Source organism: Rhodococcus sp. NJ-530 (genome assembly GCF_003860625.1).
Classification (GTDB): Bacteria; Actinomycetota; Actinomycetes; order Mycobacteriales; family Mycobacteriaceae; genus Rhodococcus_F; species Rhodococcus_F qingshengii.
The window spans coordinates 5,609,310-5,636,029 of the sequence record NZ_CP034152.1; the positions used below are offsets into that span (position 1 = coordinate 5,609,310).

28 protein-coding genes are annotated in these 26,720 nt (G+C 62.1%); 16 read left to right on the forward strand and 12 right to left on the reverse strand.

All coding sequences use genetic code 11. The features are described from left to right. Window positions 1-139 precede the first annotated feature (139 nt). The 6 genes from pcaH to EHW12_RS26165 are packed head-to-tail and all read left to right on the forward strand — an operon-like array spanning window position 140 to window position 6,068. Window positions 140-859 carry a protocatechuate 3,4-dioxygenase subunit beta gene (gene pcaH, locus EHW12_RS26140; RefSeq protein ID WP_007730015.1) on the forward strand — a complete coding sequence of 240 codons (720 nt, stop codon included), beginning with the start codon at window positions 140-142 and terminating at the stop codon, window positions 857-859. After that, window positions 852-1,493 carry a protocatechuate 3,4-dioxygenase subunit alpha gene (pcaG, locus tag EHW12_RS26145; protein WP_042924957.1) on the forward strand — a complete coding sequence of 214 codons (642 nt, stop codon included), beginning with the start codon at window positions 852-854 and terminating at the stop codon, window positions 1,491-1,493. Before pcaH ends, pcaG begins: the two co-directional genes overlap by 8 nt. Window positions 1,494-1,504: 11 nt before the next feature. Continuing rightward, the gene (gene pcaB, locus EHW12_RS26150) at window positions 1,505-2,833 is read left to right on the forward strand and encodes a 3-carboxy-cis,cis-muconate cycloisomerase (RefSeq protein ID WP_125052079.1); all 1,329 of its coding nucleotides are present in this window, start codon (window positions 1,505-1,507) and stop codon (window positions 2,831-2,833) included. Then, window positions 2,830-4,011 (forward strand): 3-oxoadipate enol-lactonase, encoded by a 1,182-nt coding sequence (pcaD, locus tag EHW12_RS26155; protein ID WP_125052081.1) that lies wholly within the window; start codon window positions 2,830-2,832, stop codon window positions 4,009-4,011. Before pcaB ends, pcaD begins: the two co-directional genes overlap by 4 nt. Continuing rightward, window positions 4,008-4,832: an IclR family transcriptional regulator C-terminal domain-containing protein gene (locus EHW12_RS26160; protein ID WP_125052083.1), complete on the forward strand. Its 825-nt coding sequence runs from the start codon at window positions 4,008-4,010 to the stop codon at window positions 4,830-4,832. Before pcaD ends, EHW12_RS26160 begins: the two co-directional genes overlap by 4 nt. 24 nt (window positions 4,833-4,856) lie before the next feature. Continuing rightward, on the forward strand, window positions 4,857-6,068 hold the full coding sequence (locus EHW12_RS26165; RefSeq protein ID WP_054828150.1) for an acetyl-CoA C-acetyltransferase: 1,212 nt from the start codon (window positions 4,857-4,859) through the stop codon (window positions 6,066-6,068). On the opposite strand, the gene EHW12_RS26170 is transcribed toward EHW12_RS26165, so the two are convergent. Continuing rightward, window positions 6,069-6,608: a MarR family transcriptional regulator gene (locus EHW12_RS26170; RefSeq protein WP_099698127.1), complete on the reverse strand. Its 540-nt coding sequence runs from the start codon at window positions 6,606-6,608 to the stop codon at window positions 6,069-6,071. 72 nt (window positions 6,609-6,680) lie between these two features. Here EHW12_RS26170 and EHW12_RS26175 point away from each other — a divergent pair, with 72 nt between their 5' ends. Continuing rightward, window positions 6,681-7,406, forward strand: coding sequence for an SDR family oxidoreductase (locus tag EHW12_RS26175; protein WP_054188428.1), 726 nt, complete (start codon window positions 6,681-6,683; stop codon window positions 7,404-7,406). On the opposite strand, the gene EHW12_RS26180 is transcribed toward EHW12_RS26175, so the two are convergent. Both EHW12_RS26180 and EHW12_RS26185 read right to left on the reverse strand, forming a co-directional pair. After that, window positions 7,407-8,126: a dienelactone hydrolase family protein gene (locus EHW12_RS26180; protein ID WP_050654570.1), complete on the reverse strand. Its 720-nt coding sequence runs from the start codon at window positions 8,124-8,126 to the stop codon at window positions 7,407-7,409. It abuts the gene before it with no gap. 46 nt (window positions 8,127-8,172) lie between these two features. After that, window positions 8,173-9,222, reverse strand: coding sequence for an ABC transporter substrate-binding protein (locus tag EHW12_RS26185; protein ID WP_241199049.1), 1,050 nt, complete (start codon window positions 9,220-9,222; stop codon window positions 8,173-8,175). 346 nt (window positions 9,223-9,568) lie between these two features. Between EHW12_RS26185 and EHW12_RS26190 the strand changes: the two genes are divergently transcribed. Beyond that, window positions 9,569-9,772 (forward strand): cold-shock protein, encoded by a 204-nt coding sequence (locus EHW12_RS26190; protein WP_003939930.1) that lies wholly within the window; start codon window positions 9,569-9,571, stop codon window positions 9,770-9,772. 69 nt (window positions 9,773-9,841) lie between these two features. On the opposite strand, the gene EHW12_RS26195 is transcribed toward EHW12_RS26190, so the two are convergent. Next, a complete protein-coding gene (locus tag EHW12_RS26195; protein ID WP_125052085.1) occupies window positions 9,842-10,570 on the reverse strand; it encodes a Clp protease N-terminal domain-containing protein in 729 nt (242 codons plus the stop codon). A 282-nt stretch (window positions 10,571-10,852) separates the two neighbouring features. On the opposite strand from EHW12_RS26195, the gene EHW12_RS26200 reads away from it, so the two are divergent. Further along, complete coding sequence (locus EHW12_RS26200) at window positions 10,853-12,544, forward strand: hypothetical protein (protein ID WP_125052087.1); 1,692 nt, start codon at window positions 10,853-10,855, stop codon at window positions 12,542-12,544. 520 nt (window positions 12,545-13,064) lie between these two features. On the opposite strand, the gene EHW12_RS26205 is transcribed toward EHW12_RS26200, so the two are convergent. From EHW12_RS26205 to EHW12_RS26215, 3 genes are all read right to left on the reverse strand, one after another. Beyond that, entirely contained in the window at window positions 13,065-13,850 is a 786-nt protein-coding gene (locus tag EHW12_RS26205) for an alpha/beta hydrolase (protein WP_125052089.1), read from the reverse strand. Between the two features lie 83 nt (window positions 13,851-13,933). Continuing rightward, window positions 13,934-14,926 (reverse strand): ABC transporter substrate-binding protein, encoded by a 993-nt coding sequence (locus tag EHW12_RS26210; RefSeq protein WP_007729992.1) that lies wholly within the window; start codon window positions 14,924-14,926, stop codon window positions 13,934-13,936. 428 nt (window positions 14,927-15,354) lie between these two features. Then, complete coding sequence (locus EHW12_RS26215; RefSeq protein ID WP_003939783.1) at window positions 15,355-15,993, reverse strand: DUF2461 domain-containing protein; 639 nt, start codon at window positions 15,991-15,993, stop codon at window positions 15,355-15,357. Window positions 15,994-16,116: 123 nt separating this feature from the next. On the opposite strand from EHW12_RS26215, the gene EHW12_RS26220 reads away from it, so the two are divergent. Together EHW12_RS26220 and EHW12_RS26225 are read left to right on the forward strand one after the other, a co-directional pair. Further along, window positions 16,117-16,386, forward strand: a complete 270-nt coding sequence (locus tag EHW12_RS26220; protein ID WP_125052091.1) for a hypothetical protein — start codon at window positions 16,117-16,119, stop codon at window positions 16,384-16,386. Between the two features lie 93 nt (window positions 16,387-16,479). Further along, on the forward strand, window positions 16,480-17,325 hold the full coding sequence (locus EHW12_RS26225) for a mechanosensitive ion channel family protein (RefSeq protein ID WP_003939801.1): 846 nt from the start codon (window positions 16,480-16,482) through the stop codon (window positions 17,323-17,325). A gap of 94 nt (window positions 17,326-17,419) precedes the next feature. On the opposite strand, the gene codB is transcribed toward EHW12_RS26225, so the two are convergent. Continuing rightward, window positions 17,420-18,751 carry a cytosine permease gene (gene codB, locus EHW12_RS26230; protein ID WP_125052093.1) on the reverse strand — a complete coding sequence of 444 codons (1,332 nt, stop codon included), beginning with the start codon at window positions 18,749-18,751 and terminating at the stop codon, window positions 17,420-17,422. Then, window positions 18,748-19,212: a nucleoside deaminase gene (locus tag EHW12_RS26235; protein ID WP_003940577.1), complete on the reverse strand. Its 465-nt coding sequence runs from the start codon at window positions 19,210-19,212 to the stop codon at window positions 18,748-18,750. The genes codB and EHW12_RS26235 overlap by 4 nt, the downstream gene beginning before the upstream one ends. 175 nt (window positions 19,213-19,387) lie before the next feature. Here EHW12_RS26235 and EHW12_RS26240 point away from each other — a divergent pair, with 175 nt between their 5' ends. Then, window positions 19,388-20,908 carry a PucR family transcriptional regulator gene (locus EHW12_RS26240; protein ID WP_231916016.1) on the forward strand — a complete coding sequence of 507 codons (1,521 nt, stop codon included), beginning with the start codon at window positions 19,388-19,390 and terminating at the stop codon, window positions 20,906-20,908. Continuing rightward, window positions 20,905-21,579 carry an SUMF1/EgtB/PvdO family nonheme iron enzyme gene (locus tag EHW12_RS26245; RefSeq protein ID WP_037128695.1) on the forward strand — a complete coding sequence of 225 codons (675 nt, stop codon included), beginning with the start codon at window positions 20,905-20,907 and terminating at the stop codon, window positions 21,577-21,579. The genes EHW12_RS26240 and EHW12_RS26245 overlap by 4 nt, the downstream gene beginning before the upstream one ends. Here EHW12_RS26245 and EHW12_RS26250 read toward each other — a convergent pair. Then, complete coding sequence (locus tag EHW12_RS26250; RefSeq protein ID WP_125052095.1) at window positions 21,562-22,137, reverse strand: AAA family ATPase; 576 nt, start codon at window positions 22,135-22,137, stop codon at window positions 21,562-21,564. The genes EHW12_RS26245 and EHW12_RS26250 overlap by 18 nt on opposite strands. Before the next feature lie 18 nt (window positions 22,138-22,155). Further along, complete coding sequence (locus EHW12_RS26255) at window positions 22,156-23,265, reverse strand: DUF6670 family protein (RefSeq protein WP_042924941.1); 1,110 nt, start codon at window positions 23,263-23,265, stop codon at window positions 22,156-22,158. A 146-nt stretch (window positions 23,266-23,411) separates the two neighbouring features. On the opposite strand from EHW12_RS26255, the gene EHW12_RS26260 reads away from it, so the two are divergent. Genes EHW12_RS26260 through EHW12_RS26270 form a run of 3 tightly spaced genes read left to right on the forward strand, consistent with a single transcriptional unit; the run spans window position 23,412 to window position 25,685 of the window. Further along, window positions 23,412-24,254 carry an alpha/beta hydrolase gene (locus EHW12_RS26260; protein WP_125052097.1) on the forward strand — a complete coding sequence of 281 codons (843 nt, stop codon included), beginning with the start codon at window positions 23,412-23,414 and terminating at the stop codon, window positions 24,252-24,254. 2 nt (window positions 24,255-24,256) lie between these two features. Continuing rightward, window positions 24,257-24,823: a nucleotidyltransferase family protein gene (locus EHW12_RS26265; protein WP_042924938.1), complete on the forward strand. Its 567-nt coding sequence runs from the start codon at window positions 24,257-24,259 to the stop codon at window positions 24,821-24,823. 58 nt (window positions 24,824-24,881) lie between these two features. Further along, window positions 24,882-25,685: a transglutaminase-like domain-containing protein gene (locus EHW12_RS26270; RefSeq protein WP_125052099.1), complete on the forward strand. Its 804-nt coding sequence runs from the start codon at window positions 24,882-24,884 to the stop codon at window positions 25,683-25,685. Between the two features lie 9 nt (window positions 25,686-25,694). Here the strand turns inward: EHW12_RS26270 and EHW12_RS26275 are convergent, their stop codons facing one another. Continuing rightward, on the reverse strand, window positions 25,695-26,666 hold the full coding sequence (locus EHW12_RS26275; protein ID WP_030536535.1) for an alpha/beta hydrolase: 972 nt from the start codon (window positions 26,664-26,666) through the stop codon (window positions 25,695-25,697). Window positions 26,667-26,720 lie beyond the last annotated feature (54 nt).

A 26,720-nucleotide genomic window follows, 5' to 3' on the forward strand; every position in this document is an offset into this window, starting at 1 on the left:
TTGTGAACCCCCGTCCGCATAACGAACATTTTTCGCCCCCGGCATTGCCTGGGTCACATCTACGAACTATTCTGTTCGCAGAGCGCAACACATGTACACATTGCGAACAACTTCACGTAACCGAACGACGAGGTTCCCTATGCTGCATCTACCGCCGAGGTACCAGCGGCCGACTGGCGTCAACGCCCCGGCCGATTTCGCGGACTACAAGACGACTTCCCTTCGCCACCCGAAGCAGCCGCTGAAGCTGCTCCCCCAGCGGCTCACGGAGCTCACCGGGCCGGTATTCGGCGAAGATCGCGTCGGCGCCGGCGAAAACGACCTGACCATTGCCAACGGCGGCGAAGCACAGGGACAGCGCATCGTCGTTCACGGCCGCGTACTCGACGGCGACGGAAAACCCGTCCCCCACACACTGCTCGAGGTGTGGCAGGCCAACGCCGGTGGACGCTACCGCCACACCGGCGACAACTGGCCCGCGCCGCTGGATCCGTTCTTCAACGGCCTGGGTCGCTGCGTCACCGACGCGAACGGCCACTACAGCTTCACCACGATCAAGCCGGGCGCCTACCCGTGGATGAACCACGACAACGCCTGGCGACCGGCACACATCCATTTCTCGCTGTTCGGCACGGCATTCACGCAGCGCCTCGTGACGCAGATGTACTTCCCCGACGATCCGATGTTCTTCCAGGACCCGATCTACAACGCGGTACCCGAAGCAGCACGTCACCGCATGGTCAGCGTCTTCGACTACGACGCCACAGTCCCCAACTGGGCTCTCGGGTTCCGCTTCGACATCGTCCTGCGCGGCCGTAACGCCTCCGTATTCGAGAACGAGGAAGACCACGATGACTGATCACACCGCGAAGCCCGCACCCACTTATCCGGTCGTCCCCGGCGACTTCACCACCACCCCCTTCGGTGTCACGCCCTCTCAGACCGTCGGGCCGTACTGGCACATCGGCCTCCCCTGGACGGACGGCCCCGACGCCGCTCCCGCCGATGCCCCCGGACGAATCACGCTGGCCATCACGGTGATCGACGGCGCCCGTACACCCGTCGCCGACGCGATGATCGAAACATGGCAGGCCGATACGCTCGGACGCTTCAACCATCCGGACGATCCCCGTGGCGCAGTGGAGCTCACTCCGGCTGGTTTTCGCGGATTCGCCCGCAGCGCAGCGGATCCCACGGGCACTGCACTGGTCCACACTGTCAAGCCCGGTGCGCAGCCCACTGAAACGGATGCGGACGAGGCCCCACACGTGAACGTGTCGGTCTTCGCTCGCGGCATGCTCGACCGCCTGGTCACCCGCTTGTACTTCCCCGAAGACGCCGACGCACACGCAACAGATCCGGTGCTGTCCTCACTGAGCGAAACCGAACGCGCGAAGCTGGTTGCAACCAAGGTCGACGGTGGGTACTCCTGGACGGTCTATGTTCAGGACGAGGACGCGAACGGCGTCGAGACGCCCTTCTTCGAGCTGTAAGAGGAGTACACATGCCCACTCGCGGCGCACTGTTCGACCCGGTGTTCGGGGCCACCCGCGTATCGGAGCACCTGTCCGACCAGGCGTGGGTCACCGCGTTGCTCGACGTGGAGGCCGCACTGAGTTGTGCGATGGCCACCGTCGGATTGGCGGACGGGGAACATTGCGCCGCGGTGGCTGCTGCCGCGGCCGAACTCTCACAACCGGGCGGTCTGGACATCGTGGCGCTCGGCCGCGCGTCGGCCGCCGGCGGAAATCCCGTCATTCCGCTGGTGAAGATGCTGCGCGAAAGGGTGGGACAGGAAGGTGTGCCTGCCTCCGTGGTGCACCCGGGCGCCACCAGTCAGGACATCATGGACTGTGCGCTGATGCTGTTGACGCGACGCGCGGGCGCGGTGGTTCTGGCCGACCTGACCCGCGCCGCCGATTCCGCCGCCCACCTCGCCCGCATCCATCGCTCTACTCCGATGGTCGCGAGAACCCTAGGACAACAAGCACTTCCGACCACCTTCGGGCTACTGGCATCGAGTTGGTTCACGGCACTCGACGCCGCAGCGATTCGCCTCGAGATCGTGCTGTCCACGTTGCCGGTTCAATTCGGCGGCGCCGCAGGCACACTCGCTGCGTTGTATCCCGACGGGCTCAGGATCGCCGATGCACTGGCAGACGAACTCGGCCTGGCCAGGCAGGTTGCTCCCTGGCACACCGACCGCGTGACCATCGCAGAACTCGCGACCACGCTCGGTATCGTCGCCGGCGCCGTTTCCAAGCCCGCCACCGACATCACCGTCATGGCGTCCACCGAACTCTCCGAGGTCGCCGAAAGCGCTCCGGGCGGCTCATCGGCCATGCCGCACAAGCAGAATCCCGTCGCGGCCATCACCGCCCGCGCAGCAGCGCGACGTGCTCCCGCACTGGTCGCCACAGCCCTGTCTAACATGGATCACGAATTCGCCCGCGCCGCAGGCCCCTGGCACGCCGAGTGGGAAACCGTCACCGATCTCCTGCGTCTGGCAGGCGGAGCGGCGCACCAGCTTTCCGTGAGCCTCACCGGCCTGCAAGTACACACCGAGTCAATGGCTCGCAATCTCGACATCACCGGTGGCCTGATTCTCGCCGAGCGTGTCACCAAGGCCCTGTCCGCACACACTGATCGAGCGCGCGACATCGTCACCGCGGCAGCCACTTCCGGAACCAGATTGGATCGTGATCCCGCCATCGCAGAGCACCTGAGCGAAACCGAGATCGCCGAACTACTCGACCCCGCACACTATCTGGGCCACGCCACCGATCTGGTCGACCGCGCCCTCGCCGAACGCCCCACAGGAGGATCTCGATGAGCGTCGCGCTCAACTTTCAACAGACCGGCAATCTCGATGCCCCGGCAGTGGTTCTCCTGGGTTCACTCGGATCCGATCTGTCCATGTGGCAGCCGCAGATTCACGCGCTGTCGAATCGCTACCGCGTCATCGCCGTCGACCATCGCGGCCACGGCAAGTCACCGGTGCCTGCGGGCCCCTACTCCATTGCCGATCTCGCCGGCGATGTCATCGCTCTCCTCGATTCGCTCGAACTCGAGTCCGTACATCTCGTCGGGCTCTCCCTCGGCGGCGCTGTCAGCCAGTGGATCGCCGCACACCACCCCACTCGCGTCGAGACGTTGACCTTGATGTGCACGTCCTCGCAGTTCGCCCCTGCTCAGCCGTGGATCGATCGTGCTCGGGCTGTCCGTGCGGACGGTATCGCGTCCATCGCGGCCGCCGTCGTCGGACGCTGGTTCACGCCGGGACTGGCCGAGAATGATCCGGAGCTTGTCGCCCGTCACGTCGCGATGGTCGAAGCCACACCCGACGAGGGCTATGCCGCCTGCTGCGAGGCGCTTTCGACGTGGGACGGCCGCGACGACCTGGCCCGCATCGTCGCTCCGACGCTCCTCGTCGCGGGCGAGCAGGATCCGGCGACGCCTCCGTCGACGTTGGGTGCGATCGCCGACGGCATCGCCGATGCGGTACTGCACGTGGTCGATCCGGGCGCACACCTGGCCAACGTCGAACAAGCCGGGCACGTCACCAAACTACTTGCAACGCATATTGCCTCGCACACATCTGCGCTCGCCCAACGTAGCGCCGCGGTGTCGGCCGGCATGACCGTACGACGCCAGGTGCTCGGCGACGCCCACGTCGACCGTTCCATTGCCGGTGCCACCGAGTTCACCGCCCCTTTCCAGGACTTCATCACTCGCACGGCGTGGGGTGACATCTGGTCGCGCCCCGGCCTCGATCACCACACCCGCAGGCTCCTCACTCTCGCGATCCTCACCGCCGTCGGCAACGAACACGAACTCGACATGCACATTCGCGCTGCGCTGCGTGCCGGGATCGATCCCGACGAACTCGTGGAAGTATTTCTCCATACCGCGGTCTATGCGGGTGTGCCGAACAGCAACTTGGCTTTTGCGCTGGGAAAGCAAGCACTCGCGGACCTCTCGGCCGAACCTGAGGAGAACGAGACAACATGAGTGAGAACAGCAGCGAGCAGGCGCCGGGACCGTCCCCGGACTACGTGCAGTCGCTGGCCCGTGGGCTTTCCGTCATCAAGGCTTTCGACGGTGAGCACCCGCGTCGCACCCTCAGCGAGGTTGCCAGGCACACCGATCTCACGCGTGCGACCGCTCGCCGCTTCCTGCTCACACTCGTCGAACTCGAATACGTACGTACTGACGGTTCGGTGTTCTGGTTGACGCCTCGCGTCCTCGAACTCGGCTACAGCTACCTGTCCAGTCTGTCTCTCCCCGAGATTGCCGGGCCGCATCTGGAAGCTTTGTCCGCCAAGGTCCGTGAATCCACGTCCGTGTCGATCCTCGACGGTGACGACGTCGTCTACGTGGCTCGTGTTCCGGTCAGCCGCATCATGACGGTGTCCATCACCATCGGCACGCGCTTTCCCGCCTATGCGACGTCCATGGGCAGGGTCCTGCTCGCGGGCCTACCCGACGACGCATTAAACGCATACCTCGCCCGAGTGTCCTTCGCCCGCCTGACCGGCAAGACCATCTCCACGGCCGACGGACTACGCACCGAACTCGAGAAGATTCGCGCCGACGGATTCGCGATAGTCGATCAAGAACTCGAAGAGGGTCTGCGCTCTCTTGCCGCACCCATCCGGGACGCAACCGGTGACGTGGTCGCGGCCGTCAACATCTCCACCCAAGCCGCCCGCTACAGCGCCGAAGCTGTTCGCGGTGAACTGGTTCCGGCCGCAGTCGCCACTGCGGACGCCATCTCCGTCGATCTCGGACGTACTCAGTCGTCCAACAATCACTCGGCTGCCACCCGCTGACCGAGCAGACCCAAGGAAGAACCAATGCCTGACGTTGTCATCTGTGAACCGCTCCGTACCCCTGTCGGCCGCTTCGGCGGTGTCTTCCGTGACGTAGCCCCGGAAGATCTCGCCTCGACGCTGATCACCGAACTCGTCACGCGTACCGGCATTTCCGGCACGGAGATCGACGACGTCATTCTCGGCCAGGCTTCGCCGAACGGTGAGGCTCCGGCGATCGGACGCATCGCGGCGCTCAACGCGGGTCTGGGCATCGATGTTCCCGGCATGCAGGTGGATCGCCGGTGCGGGTCGGGATTACAGGCAGTCATCCAGGCCGTCATGCAGGTTCAGTCCGGTGGCAGTGACCTGGTCCTCGCGGGCGGTGCCGAGTCGATGAGCCAGGCCGAGTTCTACGCAACCGGAATGCGTTGGGGCGTCAAGGGTGAAGGAGTTGCGCTCAGCGATCGTCTCGCGCGCGCCCGCGTCACAGCCGGCGGACGTGACTTCCCGGTTCCCGGCGGAATGATCGAAACGGCAGAGAACCTGCGCGCCGAGTTCTCCATCAGCCGCGAGGATCAAGATGCACTCGCGGTTCAGTCCCATCAGCGTGCCGTCGCAGCACAGAAGAACGGCGTCTTCGCCGAAGAAATCGTTCCGGTATCCGTTCCGCAGCGCAAGGGCGAGGCCCTGCTCGTCGACACCGACGAGCATCCACGCGCCGACACCTCGATGGAATCGCTTGCGCGCCTTCGTCCCATGCGCGCAAAGATCGACCCCGACTCCACCGTGACTGCAGGTAATGCCAGCGGTCAGAACGACGGCGCAGCACTGGCGATCGTCACCACCGCCGACAAAGCTCGTACCCTCGGACTGCGACCGCTCGCACGCCTCGCGAGTTGGAGCGTTGCGGGCGTTCCGCCGCGCACCATGGGCATCGGCCCCGTACCGGCGTCGGAGAAGGCACTCGGCCGCCTCGGGCTGTCCCTGGCGGACATGGACGTCATCGAACTCAACGAAGCCTTTGCGGCACAAGCACTTGCAGTCCTGCAGAGTTGGAATCTCGAGGCCGACGACCCACGCATCAACCCCAACGGCTCCGGCATCTCCCTCGGACATCCGGTCGGAGCCACGGGTGGACGAATCCTGGCCACCCTGTTGCGCGAGATGGACCGTCGCGAAGCGCGTTACGGCCTCGAGACGATGTGCATCGGCGGCGGGCAGGGCCTGGCTGCGGTCTTCGAGCGCCTGTCCTGATCAAGCCCCGACGTGCGCGACGCCGGAGTCACCGAGTTCGCCGCGTAGGCCGTCGAGAAAGACACGCAGCAGTTCGGTGAGTTCGGCCTGCTGCTGCTCGGTGAGAATCGACGTCAGTTCGGCTTCACGGCCGAGAACTCGGTCCACCAATTGCTCCACCAGCTCGTGACCGGCGGCAGTGAGGGTCACGAGCACTATTCGTGACCCTTGCGCGGCGGAGGACCTCTCCACCAGACCCGCGTTCTCCGCGCGTGCGAGTCGCTGCGAGATCGCACCGGCCGTGACTCCGGTCTGCTCGGTGATCTGGCGAGTCGTCAACTGATACGGCTCGCCGGATCGCCGCAGGACACTGAGTAGGTCCAGCGTGGCTGTGTCCGCACCGGCCGAGGCGAGTACCCGTCGGCGATCCTCACCGAGCAGCTTGGCGCACATCCACAGCCTGGTGACGATGCCGATACCCTCCACGGGCGTGCCCGGCCTTTCGCGAAGCCACGCCAAGGCAACCGCGTCCACCGCGTCGTCCGGGTTGTAGTCGCCCACCACTGCACACCTCGTTTAGCTCTAAATGATACGTTCTTCGTATAGGTCTAAACGTAGCTCACGGAGGTAGGCATGACACGCACAGTTCTGGTAACCGGCGGCGGAACAGGGATCGGGCGCGCAGTTGCAGCGGCGTTCGCCCGGGACGGAGACACCGTTTTTGTCACCGGCCGACGCACGGAACCACTCGAAAAGACCGCGGAGGAGTTGGGCGATAATGTTCACGCCTTGACTTGTGACAACTCCGACCCGAAAGACCTGAAGCGGCTGCAGGATTCGCTTCCGGGAACCATCGACGTCGTGGCGCACTGCGCCGGCGGTAACACGGACTTCGATCGTGAAGCGCCGTCAGATCTGGAATCCCTGGCCGCCGGGTGGCGGGCCAATCTGGACTCCAATCTGATCTCGGCAGTGTTGACCACAGCAGCAGTTCGAGATCGAATCCCCAGTGGCGGTGCCGTCATCACCATCGGATCGATTGCCGCCGACAAGGGAGCTGGAGCGTACGGCGCTGCCAAAGCAGCAGTTGCGACGTGGAATGTCGATCTGGCCGCCGAACTGGGCCCAGAAGGCATCACGGCGAACATCGTCTCCCCCGGTTACATCGCCGACACCGAGTTCTTCCGGGACTTTCTGACGGACGAGCGTCGCGCGATGCTGATCGAATCCACCAGCACCAAGCGCGCCGGAACCCCGGACGACATCGCATCAGCCGTCCATTTCTTGGCCTCACCGGGTGCCCGGCAGATCACCGGTCAGGTATTGGCAGTCAACGGCGGCGAGAGAACCAGTCGCTGATCACGCCAGGTGGCGCTCGAAGAACGAGTCGATTCGCTTCCAGGCATCCTGCGCTGCAACAGGATCGGGACCGATTCCGAGAATGCGCTCCAAAGGACGAAGCACCTTGGGTCCGGCCTCCGCGTCGTTGAGGAACGCGTGGCCGGCGGTGGGGTACTCCTTGACGTCGTTCTCGATACCGGCATTGCTGAGCGCCGTCTCCAGCTTCGCTGCAGCACCCCGGAGCGAGAAGTCCTTGCCTCCGAAACTCCCGACGATCGGGCACGCATCCACCACGGCCTCATCGAGTTTGCGTGGAAGCTGACCGTAATTGACCGAGGCAGCGTCGAAATCTCCGGCGCTGACCATCGCGAAGCCGCCGCCCATGCAGAATCCGATGACACCGATCTTTCCGGTGCAGTCCCGGGATTCCACCAGCCAACTGCGAGCGACTTCGATGTCGGTGAACGCCTTGCCGTGTCCTCGAAGCATCGACGTCATGGTGGGCACGAGGCACCGCTTCGCCCCGCCCGCGCTGTAGAGGTCGACAGCAAGCGTCAAAAACCCCGCAGCGGCCAGCCGCTTGGCTTGCCGCTGCATCACCTCCTCGAGCCCGAAGGCCTCGTGAATCATCACTACCCCCGGCCACGGGCCGGGGGTAGTGGGGGTTTCGAGTATCGCTCGCAGCGGTTGTGATCCGCCGACTACTGCGGCGCGGCCCGTCAGATCTATGTCCACCATGTTTCGATGCTAGGCCGACGCAGGGTCCGTACGCTCGGAAGCGAGGTCAGGGGAGTTGTTTTCCCTGGCCCGCCGCAAGCCCGGTCAAGACCTCGGCGAGCTGCGGCAAGGCGTACGGTGCGCTCAGTGGACCGAAATTGTCGACAAAGGCATTCGAGAGCAGAAGTTCGACCGGCGCATAGGCTCGCGCCTTCACCGCGGGGAGGTTCTGGAAAACTGCGAAGTTCTCCAACCTCGTCGTCGCTTCCTGATCAGAAGCGAGGCTGAGCAAAATGTCTGCGGGTGCGAGTACCTCCGCCTGCTCCATCGACAGCGCAGTCATCTGCTCGGCGTTGTATCCGCGATAGTCGAGTCCGAGTTCGCGCAGCAGAACCCCGGGCGCACTGGCATCCCCCTGCACATACAACTGATCGCCGTACATCGAGCCGATCATGATCGTCTTGCCACCCAAGCCGTTCAGGGAAGCTGCGGTGTCGGAGATCAGAGCGTCGGTCCGGGCGATCGCTGCAGCAGCAGCCTCGTCGACAAAAGCGGCCTGCCCGACCGTGGCGACGCCGTCACGCCACGAGGTGGTCCAGTCCAGCGCGATAACCGGCGCGATCTGACTGAGCCTCTCGGCTGCCGGTTCGAGATAAGTCTTCATTCCGATGATGAGGTCCGGCGAGTAGCGCGCGATGATTTCCGGGTTGATTTCGCCTGTGGTGCCGAAGCTTTCGAGGTCGGCTATTCCCGCGGTGCTCTGCCACGGCAGTGCACCGCGGTCCCACGATCCTGTGTTGCCGTAGGCGACTGGGTGAACGCCGAGCGAGAGCAGGAATTCCAGATCCGTGAAGTCGCTGGCAACAACGATCCTTTCCGGCTTTCCCGAGATCGTGGTGGTTCCGAGCGCATTGATCACCTCACGTTGTTCGCCGGCATCAGAAGCATCTGATGTAGTCGAACACCCCGCAAGGATGGCGGCCGCTGCCACTGCGCCGACCCCGAAGAACCCACGGCGACTGAGCTGGTCCACAAGTTCAGACGTCGTGGATTCACAAATCGTTCCGTACATGTATGCACTCTCCTTCTCGGCGACTGCTGCGCGCGCCGAGGGCACAGCGAAAGAGAGGTTAGCCCACCCTCATCTTCCATAGGGTTCCTACGTTTGCGATTCCGAGAGATCGGAGCGATAAAGATGGACCGTTCTCGAGCGGACAAGTACATTCCCGCTGATCTATCACCGCAGGCAGTTGGGCGAGCCACCAGTCCCTGCCTTCGGCGATCGGGTCGCTCCAGCGTCGAAAATCAGTCGAAGGTCAGTTGCCATTCCCTCCTCGAAAGCTTCCGAATTACCGTCTTTTGCACGTCGCCCACCGTTCGACTTGCGCGGCGTGGGAGGATAGACATATCGAGATCGGGACTTCGATGTGAGGGCCCGGATCGAGTTTGTAGGGAGTATCGGTATGGCACAGGGCATCGTGAAGTGGTTCAACGGCGAAAAGGGCTTTGGTTTCATCGCTCCCGACGACGGAACACCGGACGTGTTCGTTCATTACTCTGAAATCTCGGGCAACGGCTACAAGTCGCTCGACGAGAACCAGCGTGTGGAGTTCGAGGTTGGCCAGGGCCAGAAGGGTCCTCAGGCCACCAATGTGCGCGCTGTCTGATCAGTGACACAAGAAGAGGGCCGCACCCGCAAGGGTGCGGCCCTCTTCTGCATCGGATTCACCTCTGAATCACTGATCCTGAATGACGGCCAACGCTCCAACGATGTTCGACTCCGCCACCGACTTCGAGATTCCGAGGTCAGCCAGAACCCCTGATCCGTCTTCGAGTTCGAGCAGTGCCAGCAGGATGTGCTCGGTGCCGATGTAGTTGTGGCCCAGGCGAAGAGCCTCACGGAACGTCAGTTCCAAAACCTTGCGCGCACGAGCGTCGTACGGAATAAGTTCTGGTAGTTCGGAAGTCGGAGCCGGTAGTACACCGGCCACCGCGTCCCGAACGGAGCCAAGCTCCACCCCCTGCGCGACTATCGCCTTCGCAGCCAACCCGGCAGGCTCCTCGACAAGCCCCAGGAGCAGGTGCTCAGGCTGGATCTCTGCGTTGCCGGCAGCGCGGGCTTCGTTCTGCGAGGCCATGACGACGTTCTTCGCCCGGGGAGTGAACCGGTTGAACCCTTCGTTCGGATCCATCGGCTTCTGATCACTCGGCGCCTTGGGAACAAAACGCTTCTGCGCAGCCTGCTTCGAGACACCCATGCTCGCGCCGATCTCCGTCCACGACGCTCCCGACCTGCGCGCCTGGTCGACGAAGTGGCCGATCAGATGGTCTGCAACTTCACCGAGATGATCAGCGGCGATCACGGCGTCGGACAGTTGGTCGAGCGCATCGGTGTGCACCTTTTTGATCGCGTCGATGAGGTCGTCGAGCCGGACCTTGTTGGTCAATTCCACTGGTTTGCTCATGCGTCAACCATAGGTTGACGCACTCGAAAACGTCAACCCTAGATTGACGCTCTAGAAACGCCGGGACTTTCTCCCCTTCTTGCGAGTAACTCACCATTTTCGCCAGTTCCACGACGTAGCGCTCGCATCTCGGGGTGGTCGCCTACGAGTTTCGGACGAGAACGCAGCCTCGAACTTCGAAGGTCGTCAGCTGATTCGAGACCGGATCGCGAGCCGGAACTTGCTACGGGCGCATGGCTTCCACGGACCGCAAACCCCCATCCCAAAACGTCCGGCAGATACGTGGAGCAACGCCCGCCTGCCTGCCTCACACCAGCAACCCCAGCGGGCTGGATCAAACTGTTCGAGGCCTACCGACTGATCGACTACATCAGCTCGAAAACGGCGTCGGCGGACATCACGTCAGCTGAAATGGGCAACACCATAAACCGAATCACCCGTCGAGTTGAGTATTTCTACGGTTACGAGTTATTGCTCTTCGCGAGCACAATAGGTCCCACCAACAGCCGACCGTTCTCACAATCCAACGTACGAAGAAAATTCAGACTGAGCACAGAAGGCGACACGATGGCGACGCAAGATTCACCGAGGCCAATCCCCTTAAGCATCGTGACGGTCCACGGTATCGGCCGACAGCGCGAGCACGAGACCGCACAGAGCGTCGCCAGGTGCCTGCATCTGGGGGCCACCGCATCCAGAGGGACGATGGTTCAGCGAAGCCGCGGCGGTGACGACCTAAGCAGCGCGCTCTGGACGCTGAGTATTCCGAATCTTCCTGACATCGATCTGGAAATTCGAGACGCTTGGTGGGACCAAGTTTCCCAACCTCCCTCCGTTCGAACCGTATTCTGGTGGGTCACCAAATCCTTGCCCATAATCATCGCTGCAGCATCAGCGCTATGGATCATGCGTTTCCTGACTCTGAACGAAAAGAAAACGCACAAAAGTGCTCTCGAATACCTGATCGGCCAGTTCTACATCATATTTGTAAGCGTTTCCGTCTCGCTTTTCTCCGCGATGGTGGCAATCATCTCCATCCCGTTCTTACTCGTCGCGTCGATATCTCTGATATTCAGACGAGTACGAAAATTCTCCCATTATCTATTTCAGGAAGTAATTGGAGACGCCTGGCTCTACGTCCACCAATCCGATGACATTCGCGCCCATGTGGCAGAAAAATACGCTCATTTCACTGCCGGTTACGAATGCACGCTCCTGATCGGGCACTCGCAGGGTGCCGAGATCGTCCGGCGACTCATTCGAACCGAACTGTCACCGGCATTCACAGTGCTCGTGGGATCCGGAGAAGGACTGCTCAGCTACCTACGAACCGTCCGACGGCATCCATGGCTGACTTGGCCACAGTGGCTAATGGCTGGCGGGTTTCCTGCACTTTTTTACTGGCTGACTCCGGATTTCGGACCCATCCTCACCGACTTCAACAGGGCGTGGCGCGATCTGACGGCCTGCGTGGATAGCGGTGGACAGCATTGCGTCACAACACCCCCTGAACTCGCAAGTCTTGATTCCATTTTCCGCGACGACGTACCTATAACTGTCACAGTTGTCGCGATCCTTCTCGCCTGCTTCTTCGTCTCCAGAAAGATTCGCCATCCAGCGGACATGATCGATAGTGAGGGTGTACCCGAAGCGATGGTTATCCGCAGCCCACTCGACCCAGTCGCCTTCGGCACCGGAATAGGAACCGGCAACTTTCAACGCAACCTTCCCGCAGTCTGGAAACCACGCGAAGTATTAAATGCTCACACCCGCTACTGGGATAGTCCCATGACAGGTCTGTACCTCATCCAAGCCATACACGGCCACGACAACTTCAAGGTCCAAGAACCCCCAGCACCGAAACGGAAAACGCAGATTCTCGTCCATACCGCCGGCATCGCAATAGCCTCGGCCTGCGCGATCGCTTTGTACTACATCGGCTACGCCCAACTCACACTGCTAGGAGTCAGTTAACCGACGGCATGTATCCCGCTTTAAAGTAACTCGCAGCTCCCGAGCAAGCCGAGAAGACAATTCGGTCTCTACGCACCCACTCTGCGGCGGCTGGATCCCAAGACTCGCGGGCGACCCGATTCGACAAAATGAGATCATGGCAACGGCCTGCCACCGTCAACGCCGAATCGAGAGTCAATGCAGTACCAGACAACCTCAACACAGTTCGAGCAGTCGAGTCATAACCGGCAGCCCACCTTGAGGAAGGCGCAGACGTTACCGACGGCAGAACCAATCTACAACGCTCTGACTCCTGAGAATGGCCTCCACTTCATGTCACTGTGAACACTTGCGATCTTCCGCGGGAATCGACTGAAATATTCGGCGAATGACAAGTCGGCCTCACCAACTCCAATTGCTGAACCCCGCCATCCAACGCAGTACGATCGCCTTGCGCGAAACCGCGCGCCTTGCGCACCACGATCTCGGCCTGCTTTATCCCTTTTTTCCAAGGCTCTTAACGTCGCGACATGCTGAGCAATTAGCCGGAAAAGAACTCACGCAGAGCCGGGAGAATGGCGTCATCAGAGACGCCGTGACCCTGGCCGGGGATCTCCAAAGTCTTTGTCCCCGAAACTTTTGCGGCGATTCGCATTGCCGAAGCAGGCGCCCATTGACCACTATCGCCGCCGTACATAACCAACGTGGGGACGGTAATCGAGGCCAGCCAGTCGAGCGACTCGCAGCCGTGGTCACACACAGCGACGTCATAGGGCAAGGTGTGCGCGATGGCGCACATGTCGGGCCAATCGGCACTCCGCTTGATCTCGTCGACCATCTCCGCGGATGCACCGGTCAGATCCAGAAAACGCGTCACAGCACCTTCACTGTCGCCGCCCGCAATCAATCGCTCCAGGTCACTTTGGGCAGTCTCGTCACGCTGGTCGTCGTCCATGTACGGCGCCTCGTAGACGGCGAGCTTACGCATCGGAACGGCCTGCGCAGCGGCTTCCAAAGCCAGCGCGGCACCCGACGACAATCCGTAAACGAGCGGTGTTTCGCCGGCGGCAGCGACGACCGCTCGCAAGTCCTCCACCTCGGCGTCGATCGAGAACGCGCGACTGTCACCGCTGTCCCCGCGTCCGCGCCTGTCGTACGAGTACACCGCGAAGTCCGCCGCCAACGCAGCAGCGAGAGAATCGAACCATCCTCGATCGCAGAACGCTCCGGCGACCAGAACCACTGCTGGTCCGGCACCGGAGCGTTCGTATGCGATGGTCGTACCGTCGCGGGATTGCACTACCGCTGGGGATTGCTCTGTTTGCACGTCGATCTCCTCAGGTCTGGTCAATGCCTACCTGATTAGACCGCCCGCGTTACCTAAACTCATCGGTCCGGTCGGCAGAGGCTTCAGCTGATCTTGTTGTACAGGGCATCCCAACCCTGTGCCACGTACGAAATCGTGTAGATCGAACCGTAGAACGTAGAGCCACCCAGACTGGTGACGTTGCCCGCCTGCACTGCCGGGAGTCGCTGCCACAGCTTGCTCGCCACCAATGCCTGGTACGCCGCACTGTCCTCGTTTTCGGTGATCATGAAGCCGTCGACGCCGGCCAGCACGTCGAGGCCTTCGAGGCTGACGCCGCCCTCGGGATCGAGCCCCTCCGAGGTGGCGGTTTTGCCACCGATGTCGCCGAGCGTCATGTCGCTGGGCTTGTCGCCCTTCTCGGAGGTACGGATGCTCGTGACGTACAGCGTGTTCGTGTCCGGCATGAACGAGACACTGGCGACGGTCTTGGACGCAATCTTCTCAGCATGACGACTGCGGATGTCGGAAATCAGATTGTCATAGTCGAGCGTCAATCGATCGAGTGTGGCCGTTCGACCGAGCCAGCCCGACAACCGCGAGAGGTTTGTGCGCCAGTCGTCGGTGAACTCTGTCGTCAGAACCGGTGCGATGGTGGACATCTCGGCCACCGGCCACCACTCGCTCTCGTAGTTCAGGCACACGATCAGGTCGGGCTCGAGCGCCAAGATCTGCTCGCGGTTGGGGATCTCCGACAGGAACGGTACCGACGAATCGATAGGCACCCACGGTGTCGCCTGGGCGTACGTGTAGCCGACGAGCGGAAGTTCCAGAGCTACAGCAGGTTCCAGATCGAGCCGCGAGTCGATCGCGACAACCCTCTTCGGATTGACAGGAATGTCGTACGTTCCGAGAGGTGTCGTCACAGAACGCATTTCGGTTTCACCCGAACTGCTCCCGCTGTCACCGCAGGCCGCCAGGAACGCGCCCAGCCCGGCGATCCCGGCACCGAAGCCGAACTGCCGACGTGTGAGGTCCGAAACGAGGCGGTTGTCGGAGTAGCCCTCGGGAAGCAAGAGCGTGGATTGAGCGGGCATGCGTGTCGAACCTCCAAAAGAAATGAATCATCCACTGTTGCGAGCGGATAAGGATGCCCTAACAGCGTACGCAGGGAGGGTCGTCGCGATCGGCCCAGAAATAGTCGAATCAGGCCAATTCGCACCCCTTACTTGTCGAGTTTGCGCATCTCGACGAAGTAGACCGCACTGAACGCGAGGTAGGTGCCGACGATTCCGAGGACCGAGATGATCAGGACGAGAGCGAGAAACATAGCCATGATGGTCTCCACTGACACGGGTTGTTCACGATGTCGATCGAGAGAAAATGGCTTCGAACTGCGGCGCTGCGACTCGAAGCGGTGCCGAAACTTTGAGTTACACACACCACGCTAGCCCCAGGCGTCTCGAGTTTTGATGAACTCGAGGTGAACTCTCCTACGGCTACGTCACACTTTTCTGTCGGACGGTCAGTTCGGTCCGAGCACCTGTCCGGACCATTCGACCAAAGGCGTCAGTGCGCGCCACGCTGTGCGAACTTCCTTCAATGTCCTGGCGCTGTCCAGCCACGACGGGCTTGGGTAACTACGACCAGCAGTCAGCGACTTGTGACGCAGCAATTCGATCCGCGGGTGATCGACCGTGTATCCGCGAGGCGCCGTCTTGAGCTTGTCGCCGCCGATCGTGAATCCGGCCTTCTCGACGGAGGCCAGGATCTTCTCGAGCTCCGGGCCTCGAACGTCGTCGTCGACAGCCGCACGATAACGCGCGATGGTCTCCGAACTGCTGGCGTAGAAACCACCGGCCACCATCAACCCTGCCGCGTCGATCTGCACGTAGTAGCCACAGCTCTCGGCGAGACCGACGAACGCTCCCTGGTGCGTCTTGTACGGGATCTTGTCCTTCGAGAATCGAACGTCACGATACGGCCGAAAGAGCTTGGCCGTGCCGAATTCGTCCTCCAACGCCGCGGTCAACGACGCCATCGGACGACGAACCACTTCGTCGTACGTCTCCTTGTGCGCTGCCCACCAGGTCTTGCTGTTGTCGGCCTCCAAGTCTTCGTAGAAGTCGAGTGCAGCAACGGGTATGCCAGTGAACGCAGCCATGGCGTAAGCCTAGCCCGGGCTGACAAGCACCACCGACGTGTCATCCGAATGGACTCTTGCCGTGCCCGCGAATTGCCCGAAATATGGCCAGGTGGAACAACAATTACTCACAGGGGGGAATACATGACACCGAGACTGTCGGCATTCACGGATCTACTGGCCCAGGAAGTCTTCCAACCAACCCCGGTAGTCGTGGAAGCCCCATTGAACATTCCCGTTCTCATCGCCGTCATCGCGTTGGTGACTGCGATAGCAGCACTTGCTGTGGCACTTTCGGCTCGCATGCGCGCCACGCCCACACCGCGATCCGCCGCGGCTCAGCAACACGGCTCAGTGCAAGCTTCACAGAGCCCTCCACCAGCACCACCCGCAGGCTGGCACTCACAGCTATAGAGCACAACTGAGTGAACCGCGTACCTCTGGCATCAACGAGGTGCTGCCCTGCACCGATGCCCGGATCGGCCCGAATCCGTAGACTGCATGGAGATGATTTCCGAAATACAAGCATGGGAACTGACCGATACCAACCGAGACTGGTTGATTCACCGACCCGTCGAGATCGCGATCTACGTGGCACTCGCAGTCGTTCTGCGCTTCGCACTGCACCGCGGGATCGATCGAATGTCGAAGCCTCGCAAGTCTCCGAACGCCAAGGTGAACGAGCGCCGATCGCAGCGAGCCCGGACCATCGGTTCGGTACTCAAATCGACGGTGTCCATCGTCATCCTCGTCTGGTGTGTGCTGCAGATCCTCGGCATCCTCGGGATCAACGTCGCGCCGTTCATCGCATCCGCCGGCGTCATCGGTCTTGCCATCGGTTTCGGTGCACAAAACCTGGTGCGTGACTTCCTCTCCGGCATCTTCATGTTGCTGGAAGATCAGTACGGTGTCGGCGACGTCGTCGATCTCGGCGACGCGGTCGGCACCGTCGAAACAGTGGGCCTGCGCGTCACCACGATTCGAGATGTGAACGGCACCTTGTGGTATTGCCGCAACGGCGAAATCCTGCGAGTGGGCAACATGAGTCAGGGTTACGCCACTGCAGTTCTCGATCTCCCCATCGCCCACAATGCGAACGTGCACAAAGCGTGTGAGGTGGCGACGCGAGCTGTCCTCGAGGCGGCAGAGTCCGAACCGATCAGGGCGGACATGATCGACAAGCCGGAGATGCTGGGAGTCAATTCGGTTACTGCCGAGGCAATTACCATTCGAGTGACGGCGCAGGTCAAGCCTGGGCGCCAATGGGCAGTCCAGCGCGCATTTGCGCGCTCGGCTCTGACTGCGTTCGAAGAGCAGGGTATCGAGGCACCGTACCTGCCTGTTCTGCGATGACGGTTGAGACGGAAGCGTCTGCCCTTTCTATCAAGTGCGCGAGCCCCCGGCGCGGTCGATACCGCCGGGGGCTCGCTGGTGCCTGAAGCATGATTCAGACGGTGGAGGTCGAGACCTCCCGATCTGCCGATCTGTTGCCAAACGCCTTGTGCAGGAACATCGTCAGTGCAATGGCTACCACGATTCCGATCAGCGGCGGGATTCCCACCTCGAACTCACCGGAAAGCCAAGCGAGGAACGCTGCGACGGCATAGACGGCGAGGTTGCGCCAGTGGACCGGCTGCGGGGTGTACCCCTCGGGGATGCCTCGCCGCCACCGGCACAGGAAGTCAGCGATGATCACGCCGCCCAATGGCGGGATGAAAGTTCCGAGCAGACTCAGGTAGTCGACCAGATGGTTGTGCACACCGGTCAGAGCGAGCGCCGTGCCGATCACACATCCACCGATGACGAACGGGGTCTTGCGAGGCTTTCTGAACAGTTCGGCACCGGCCACTCCGAAGGCGTATGCGGTGTCTGCGTTGCTCTTCCAGAGGTTTCCGAACAGCAAGACCAGGCCCCAGCCGACAAGCCCGAGGTTGTAGAGGATCAACACGAAGTCACCCTCGTGGAACGTGATGGCTCCGATGGCGCCGAACAGGATCATCAATCCGTTTCCGAGGAGGAACCCGATAACGCAGGCCCACACCGCTTGTGATCCGGAACGGGCAAACCTGGTCCAATTGGGCGCTTGCGTTCCCGCCGATACGAACGTGCCGACGACAGTGGTGATTGCGAGCGCGATCGTCATGGTCGTCTGCGGTTGAACCGAGACCAGGCCGGAGAATCCACCGACCTCTTCGAGGGACCGGAACACGACCCAGCAGGCCAACGCCAGGATCAAGGGCGTCGAGACGAGCGAAACCCAGTACATTCCGCGGTAGCCGTAGCAGGCGGTGACGCACATCAAGATGCTCGCCGCGATCATCACCGACGCCCGCGCGAGATAGGACTCCCAGCCCAATGCCTGCGCGGTGAGATCACCGATCGTGCCGATGATGACTCCGTACCAGCCGATCTGAGTACCGCCCAGCAGGATCGAAGCGAGCTTGGACCCGCGAGTGCCGAAACTGTAGCGCGCCATCACAACTGTAGTCAGTCCGGTTCGGGCTCCGACGAACCCCATCATGGCGACGTAAACCCCCAAGATGGCGGATCCGGCGGCGATCACCACCATCAGTTTCCAGAACGAGAACGCGGTACCGAGCGCTGCTCCGGCCAACATCGTCGGTGTGAAGATGGTGAACCCCAACAACACCACCGCGAGCGAGAAGAACGGCTTTCGTGCATGAAGCGGAACCGGAGTAACGGGATAGTCAGGATCGACCGGGGGGCCTGCGCTCTCCGAATCGCCTGCGACCGTGGCAGGTTCGACGGCGCTGCTCATACAACTTCGCCGATGTCTTCGAGCCACAAGCTCGGGCGCTCGGCCAGCATGCGGTCCATCAGTGCCACACACTCCGCGTCGTCGACGACGTCGACCTGAATTCCGCTGCTGCGCAACCATTCCTCCGATGCCTCGAAGGAACGATTTTCGCCGACCACGATTCGAGGGATCTCGTACAGGCGCGCCGTTCCGGCGCACATGAAGCACGGCGACAAAGTCGTGTAGAGGACACACTCGCGATACACCGAGGCCGGCAGTCGTCCGGCGCGCTCGATGCAGTCGGTCTCTCCATGACGGATGGCGCTGTTCATCTGGACCCGACGGTTACGTCCGACTGCGAGAACCTCGCCCCGGTGAATCAGCGCCGCGCCGATCGGCACGCCGCCCTCCTCCCAACCGATCTTCGCCTGTTCGATCGCAAGTCCGAGAAAATACTCATCGGTGTGTGCCGGATGATTCATGTGCGCTCCTGGAGTCTGACCAAAATCGTCGATTGTGGCTCGTGTCACAATCCGACCACGGTGGTAACAGCCCGACAAGGGACAACCTGTCAGTTCGGCAGAACTAGCTCTATGACGAAGTGCCCCCTCGGCGGACGATATAGAAATGCTCCCGACTCTGCGACAAGTTCTTGCGATGCCCTCGTTCAAGGCCGCCGCGATCGAGGTGCTCGCGGGCGACGTCGATACCGCGGTGGTCCGCTGGGTCCATTCGTCCGAGGTGTACGAGATGGGTGGGCTGCTGTCCGGAGGTGAGGTCCTTCTGACCACGGGCCTCGGTCTGCACGGGCGATCTCCCGAGCAGCTCACCGCCTACATCGACCAATTGGCGGACGCGGGATGCGTCGCACTCGCGATGGAAGTCGGGCGCTCGTTCCTCACGGCCCCTCCCGAACTCGTCGAAGCTTCGCGCCGACGGGGACTCGCGTTCTTGGCCCTGCACGCAGTAGTGCCCTTCGAGCGGATGGTCGAAGACTTTCACGACCTCATGCTCCGCCGCACTCTCGGTTCGGCGCAAGCGGGCGAGCCTGTCTGGCAAGAACTTCTGAGTCTCGTGGTTGCAGGCCAGGGCATGACCGCGCTGCTCGACAAGGTGTCACGACTCGCGGGGTGCGGCGTCGATCTGCTCGACGCGGATGGCAGAACCGTCGAGCGCAGCACAACCGGCGCAGAGCGATCCGAGACCGAACGCACTATCCACGACGTACGCGGCCCGACGAACTCACTCGGTCGACTTGTCCTGTGCGGGCCGGCAACCACACGCCGAACCGCCGTCGCAAACTGCGCCGCCGTCGCGGTAGCTCTGGAACTCGGCCGTCACGGCGATCTCGGCCCAAGACAGTCACTCGCCCAATCGGTGATCACCGACGTGGTGGGCGGTGTGCTCACATCGCACGGCGACTTGTCCGAGCGACTGACAGCGGCCGGGTGGACGCCGTTGTCGGAGGGGCACCACGTCCTCGTCGCCGCTGTCGACATCGATCGGCAAACCCCGGTTCGAGAGCTCGCTGACCAAGTACGCGACGCCGTGCGGGCCGTGCTCGGCTCCTGTGTCGTCGGGACTGCGGCCAATCACGTCATCGTGCTCGCGCACGGGTGGGCGTCCGCATCCCCCGCTCGAGTGCGGACTGCGTTCACCGAAGCCGACGAGCTGCTACGCCGCGGGCCGGGCGGTTCCGCGGTACGCACGCTCGGAGTGGCGACGCCGGTCGCGGATCTGTCGGGCGTCGGGGCTGCGGTCGCGCAAGCTCGCGAAGTCGTCCAGATCGCGCGGCGCTTCGGCTCCCGGACCGGAGTGATCCTCGCGAGGGACGTCGGCGTCCAGCGACTGCTCGCCGCCGGAACGACACCCGCTTCGCTGTCCGTGTTCGTAACCGAGCAACTCGGTTCGCTGATCGCATACGACACAGCACATTCCGCCGATCTCGTCCGAACGCTCGACGCGTACCTCGCACATCGGGGCGGCAAGGCGAGAACCGCGGATTTCCTCGGCATTCGGCGTCAGTCGCTTTATGCACGGCTCACGCGTATCGAGAAGCTGATGGGTGTTTCCCTCGACGATCCGGCACAGGTGGTGTGTCTCGGACTTGCCCTGACCGCATGGCGCATGCGCACCGGCCTTGATCCGCAGGCCGCGTTCGAGCGTCTTCCCGGGTGAGCGCCTACCTCTGCGATGATGGACGTATGACCGGAGCAGCGGAGTTGATGATCGAGATCCCTGCCGGGGAGGTGCATCTTCGGGACGACCGCAAGGGCACTGCGTGGACCTCGAGAGTCGAATCCTTCCGCCTCGCGCGCCATCTCACCACCAGGGCGCTGCTTCACGGAGATTCGTCGGACGATTCGAGCAAACCAGCGGTCGACCTTTCATGGAAGGACGCCATCGCAACCTGCAACACACTTTCGGTCGCGGACGGTCTGACACCCGCATATCGAGACGTCGACACCGATTCTCCGCAGTGGGACCGGGGCGCAACTGGCTACCGGCTCGCCACCGAGGCCGAGTGGCAGTACGCATGCAAGGCCGGCACCTCCGGCTACCGCTACGGCGAGATCGACGAGATTGCCTGGTACAGCGACAATTCAGAGGGCAGAGCGCATCCCGTCGGAACCAAGACACCCAACAACTGGGGCCTGTACGACATGATCGGCAATGTCTGGGAATGGTGCTGGGATCTCTACGACCCCGAGGTTTACGGCACGTACCGGATCTTTCGCGGCGGCAGTTGGGCCGAAAGCGAGCGCGGTTGCGGCGCTACCGTGAGGCGGCGAAGCCATCCGACGTTTGCAATCGACGACCTGGGATTTCGCCTAGCTCAAACGATCTGAGGGCAGACGGCTGAGGACTTCGAGCACAGCCTCGATCTCTTCTCGACCGCGAAGCCGAACTATCGGCAACGACGGCACATCGACAAGAACCGTGGCCATTCGCTCGGCGTTGCGTCCATCGCTTCGCCAGGCCCACCGAACCACATGATCCGGATCGAAGAGAATGGTGTGCAGAGGCGGTTCCATGTTGCGGTTCCACAACACCTCTCGCTGCAGACGCCGACGTACGGTTCGTGTGATCACCTGGCGCATCACCGTCCGCCGAGGCAAATCCAACCACAGCATCAGGTCCGCACGCTCGGCCAGAAGCTCACGCACCGCACCGTACTGCCACTCGGTCACCCAGGTCGGCTCACTGGAAAAGCGTCGTACTTCGGTTTCGAAACTGTCGAGCGGAATCCAGTCGGGCCCGTGGAACAGCGAGTCCAGCTCAGTGTGTTCGATCTCGAGAAGCCGCCCGATTCGACCGGCGAGAGTCGTCTTTCCGGCACCGGAAGTCCCCGCGACAAGGATCTTCTGCGGACGAATCGTCAGCGCGGTGGGGTCTACGAAAGGCACCGATACACCCTAGGGGCCTTACACTTCGCAGTCCACCCATTCGATGTAACCGGTGCCGTTGATCGACGCACCGTCGAAGCTTCCCCGGTAGGTGTACGCGCCGACGTATCCCTTGCCGTGACCGTAGCGCCACTCCGAGTCGATCTCCGCCTCGAACTCCACGACCGTCCTACCGTAATCGCGCACCTGCCAACGCAGTACGCGCGGCACACGCATCTCGCGACCCTGTGGGTCGACGTGCAATGCGTCGGCGTACTCGAGCACGTCGAACTCGACGTCGTCGAAGACCTTCGCACTACCGTCGACAGTCCGAATGTAGGCGAGCTTGCACGCCGTAACGCCTGACGCTCGAACATCGGTGAGCAACAACTGATGCCGGTCGTCCAGTTGAACGATCTGGTAGGTGAAAAAGTCAGCCGGGAGCTTCCACGACTCGGGAAGGGCGCGGCGAGTCAAAGATTGTGGTGTCATGCACCGCGCGTATTCAACGGTGCACGGAGCCGAAATGCTCACCGCTCCATCCGGACTCGAGATCGTCCCCGAACACTGCGCCAGGAGACTGACGTGGTCGTAGACCGGATTGCGCACGAACCACGACGCTTGGTCCGTTGCCACGATCTCGAGATCGACGTCGAATGAGTCGTATCGCCCGGTGACACGGAAGTTCGGATAGCTGTTCTCGATGATCAGGTTGTCACCGAAGGCGATTCGCGAACCATCTTCTTCGAATGCACACTCATCGGCAGCGTCGTACGCCCGGTAGAAGTGATGGCCCGGCGCTGCGGTGGAACTCAGCACGGTTGCGGTGTTTCGCGCGTCGGGTGCAGCGAGATAGTCGTTGTCGAACACCACCGTCCCGGTTGCACCGATCAACGTCATGGTGTTGAGGTAACGGAAAGGCCCTGGCAGCCGGGGAACGAAGATCCCGTAGTGCGTCCACGCGAACTTCCGCGAAGCCAGGTGCGGACGCATCATGTCGGGCCGATCGAACGGGCGAACCGATTCCGCCGTTCGCTTGTCGATCAGCGGTAGCGCGCCGTCCAGCAAGGCCCGAACCGCGGGTCGCCACAATCGGCGCGAGCGGGTGGCGGGAACAGGGTCGGAACGATCAACGGTTTGTCCGGTCACGCCCCTAAGTTAATGTAACCAGACGTAACAAACAAGTGTCGAATTTTCCTCGACGACCTCACACCCTGAACACCCGCGCCCTGCGCACGCGGCGAATAGCATGTGAGAATCCGCGTACCGGAACCGGTCGCAGAGAGGGCGCAACAATGCAGCACGAAGAGTCGTCGTTCACCGGAGTGGCCGGCACCAAGATCGTCTACGACGTGTGGACACCGGACCGCGAACCCACCGGGGTTCTCGTCCTGTGCCACGGACTCGGCGAACATGCGAGGCGCTACGACCACGTGGCTGCGCGACTCGGGGAACTCGGGCTCATCGTGTACGCACCCGACCATCGCGGGCACGGACGCTCTGGCGGCAAGCGCGTTCACCTCAAGGAATTCTCCGACTTCACCGACGACGTCCACACGTTGTTCTCGATCGTGACGGCGGCACATCCCGGCAAGGACAAGTTCCTGCTCGGGCACAGCATGGGCGGCGCGATCGCCCTTTCCTACGCCCTCGACCATCAGGCCGATCTCAAAGCCCTCGCCCTGTCCGGACCTGCGGTGGTCATCGCAACCGGCACTCCGAAGATCGTGATGCAGCTGGGCAAGATCGTCGGCAAATACCTCCCGGACGTGCCCGTCGAGAACCTGGAAGCTGCTGCCGTATCGCGTGATCAGAAGGTCGTCGACAAGTACAACGCCGACCCGCTGGTTCACCACGGCAAGGTTCCCGCCGGCATCGCGCGCGGCATGATCACCGCCGCGGAAGGCTTCCCGGCGCGGCTGCCCTCGCTCACCATTCCCGTACTGCTTCAACACGGCTCGGACGACCGTTTGACGGACCCGGCCGGCAGCAAGCTCGTCGCAGATCTGGCCGGCTCTTCGGATGTCACCTTGAAGGTGTACGACGGCCTGTACCACGAGATCTTCAACGAGCCTGAGCAGGAAGAAGTTCTGAACGATCTGATCGAGTGGCTGCGTCCGCGGGTCACCGGAGCATAGTCATGTCTACGTGCGGGATCCTGCTGGCGGCAGGGGCCGGATCCCGCATGGGCAAACCCAAAGCGCTCGTCACAAACACCGAGGGTCAGTCTTGGCTCCACCACGGGGTGACGACACTGCAGTCCGCAGGCCTCTCACCGGTCATCGTGGTGCTCGGCGCGCAGGCAGAGGACGCCCTCGAACTACTGCCCACCACCGATGTCATTGTGGTGATATCGGATTGGCAACACGGAATGAGCGCGTCACTGCGCTGCGGACTCGAAGCCGCCATGCGAATCGACGACGCAGATGCGGCAGCGATCTCTCTGGTCGACGTCCCGGACCTCAACGCCGACACCGTGACGCGGATCGTGCGTCAGATTTCCCCATCACGAAACATACTGCGAAGAGCTGTCTTTCACGGAAGACCCGGCCATCCCGTCCTGATCGGACGCGACCACTGGCCGACGCTTGCAAAGTCACTCACCGGGGACGGCGGCGCCAACACCTACCTACGCAAGAACGGGGTCGAGTTGGTGGAGTGCAGCGACCTCAGCAGCGGCGTCGACGTCGACTACCCCGAAGCCTGATCGCACGTCACAATCCTCCCAGGTGGTGGGTGTCCGTATTCGGTGTAAAGATGGCCCGATGAAACGTACCGTCGCCGCCCTGCTCGACATCGAGATCGACGAGGCGACCAACCTGGAGTTCAAGATCGCGGTGACGCGCGCGCCGGGTGTCGAACTGCTGGAAACGATGTCGTTCGTCCATGACGGCAATCCGCTCGAACCCCGCGAGATCACCGCCGAACACGGTACCCGGATTCACCTACTCGACTGTGCCCCAGGCAAACTGATCGTCAGCTACGACGCAACCGTCATCGGCCGCGAAGAACCGGCGTCGGTCAGCGACTACGACGTGTCGAAATATCTGCGCCCCAGCCGGTATGCCGAGGCCGACAAGTTCTTCGGTTTTGTCGCCGGGCAATTCGATCTCGCCACTCCCCCGGCCGAACTCCTCCTCGAAGTCACTCGCTGGGTGAGTACACATTTGAGTTATGTTCCCGGCACCAGTCGCGGCACCGACAGTGCGGTCGACACCTTGCTCGCCGGCGCCGGAGTGTGCCGCGACTACTCGCACCTGACCATCTCACTGCTGCGCGCCGTGGGGATTCCCGCTCGACTGGTGGCCGTCTACGCGCCGGGCTGCGATCCGATGGATTTTCACGCCGTAGTCGAAGCCAATATCGACCACGTCTGGCGCGTGGTCGATGCAACGCAATTGGCGCCGCGCAGCAATCTTGTGCGCATCTCGACCGGCCGAGATGCCGCAGACACAGCCTTCCTCGACAATCACGGCGGTTCGATCACGTTGCACGCCTCGGAAGTTCGCGCAGTCGTCGACGGCGTTCTCGACAACGACGACTACGCAACACTCACATCGATCGGCTGAAAAGCAGCGTCAGGCGCTGATCTGGTTCTGCGATGCCATCGTTCGCTCGAGGAACTTGATCGTGAGATCGACGATCGCCTTCCCCTCCCGAAGAGCTTTCCCGATCACCGGGAAAGCATGGATCTGCCCACTCCAGATGTGCGTCTCGACGGCTTGTCCTGCCTTGATCAAGTTTTCGGTCATGATCTCGACGTCCGGACGCATCAGTTCGTATTCGGCGGACACCAGGAACGACGGCGGAATCAGACTGGCGTCGGCGTTGATCGGCGACTGCGCACCAGGAATCTCGTCCGGACCCTCGAGCCACCGGTCCTTGAGCTTTTCCACCTGTGACATCGGTAGGTAGGCATCACGTTTCATGAAATCGGGATCATGGTCCTCGAGGTTCACGTTGAGAAGAGGGGAATATCCCACCACGGCAGCGGGCCGCGTGATTCCGCGCAGTGCGGCAATTTCGGCGACCTTCATGGCCAGGTATCCGCCCGCCGAGTCACCGGCAACCACAATCTTGTTCGGGTCTTCGGCTGTCTCGAGCAACGCGGTGTACGCGGCCATTGCGTCCTTGACCGAGGTGCCGATGGAACCTTCCGGCAGCTGTCGGTAGCGCACGGAGATCACCGGTACGCCGGCCTTCGCAGAGAGCAAACCGCACAGTGCCCGGTGCGTTGCCAGACCGCAGAAGACGAATCCCCCTCCGTGGAAGTAGAGGATCGTGGCGCCGGCCAACTCGCCCTGCGCTTTGCGTGGATGCTGCACCTTCTCGCTGGGCACACCCCCCAGCGTGAAAGGCTCGATATCGAGGTTCTTCGGCTTCGGCAGTTTGTCCGCCATCGCATCGAGTCGCTCGAGTTGGCGGATACCACGTTCGGTGGTCGGCCAGAGGGTGAACATCGGCTTCACGAACGTCCTGGTCAGGCAGAAGATAACCCGCGCTCGCGGACTCACGTTCCAATGCCATACCGTCGAATCTCGCGTCCGCATAGCGTCCTCCCAGGTCAAGCCGTTTTGTGCATTTGAGTTACACATACTTGTCGG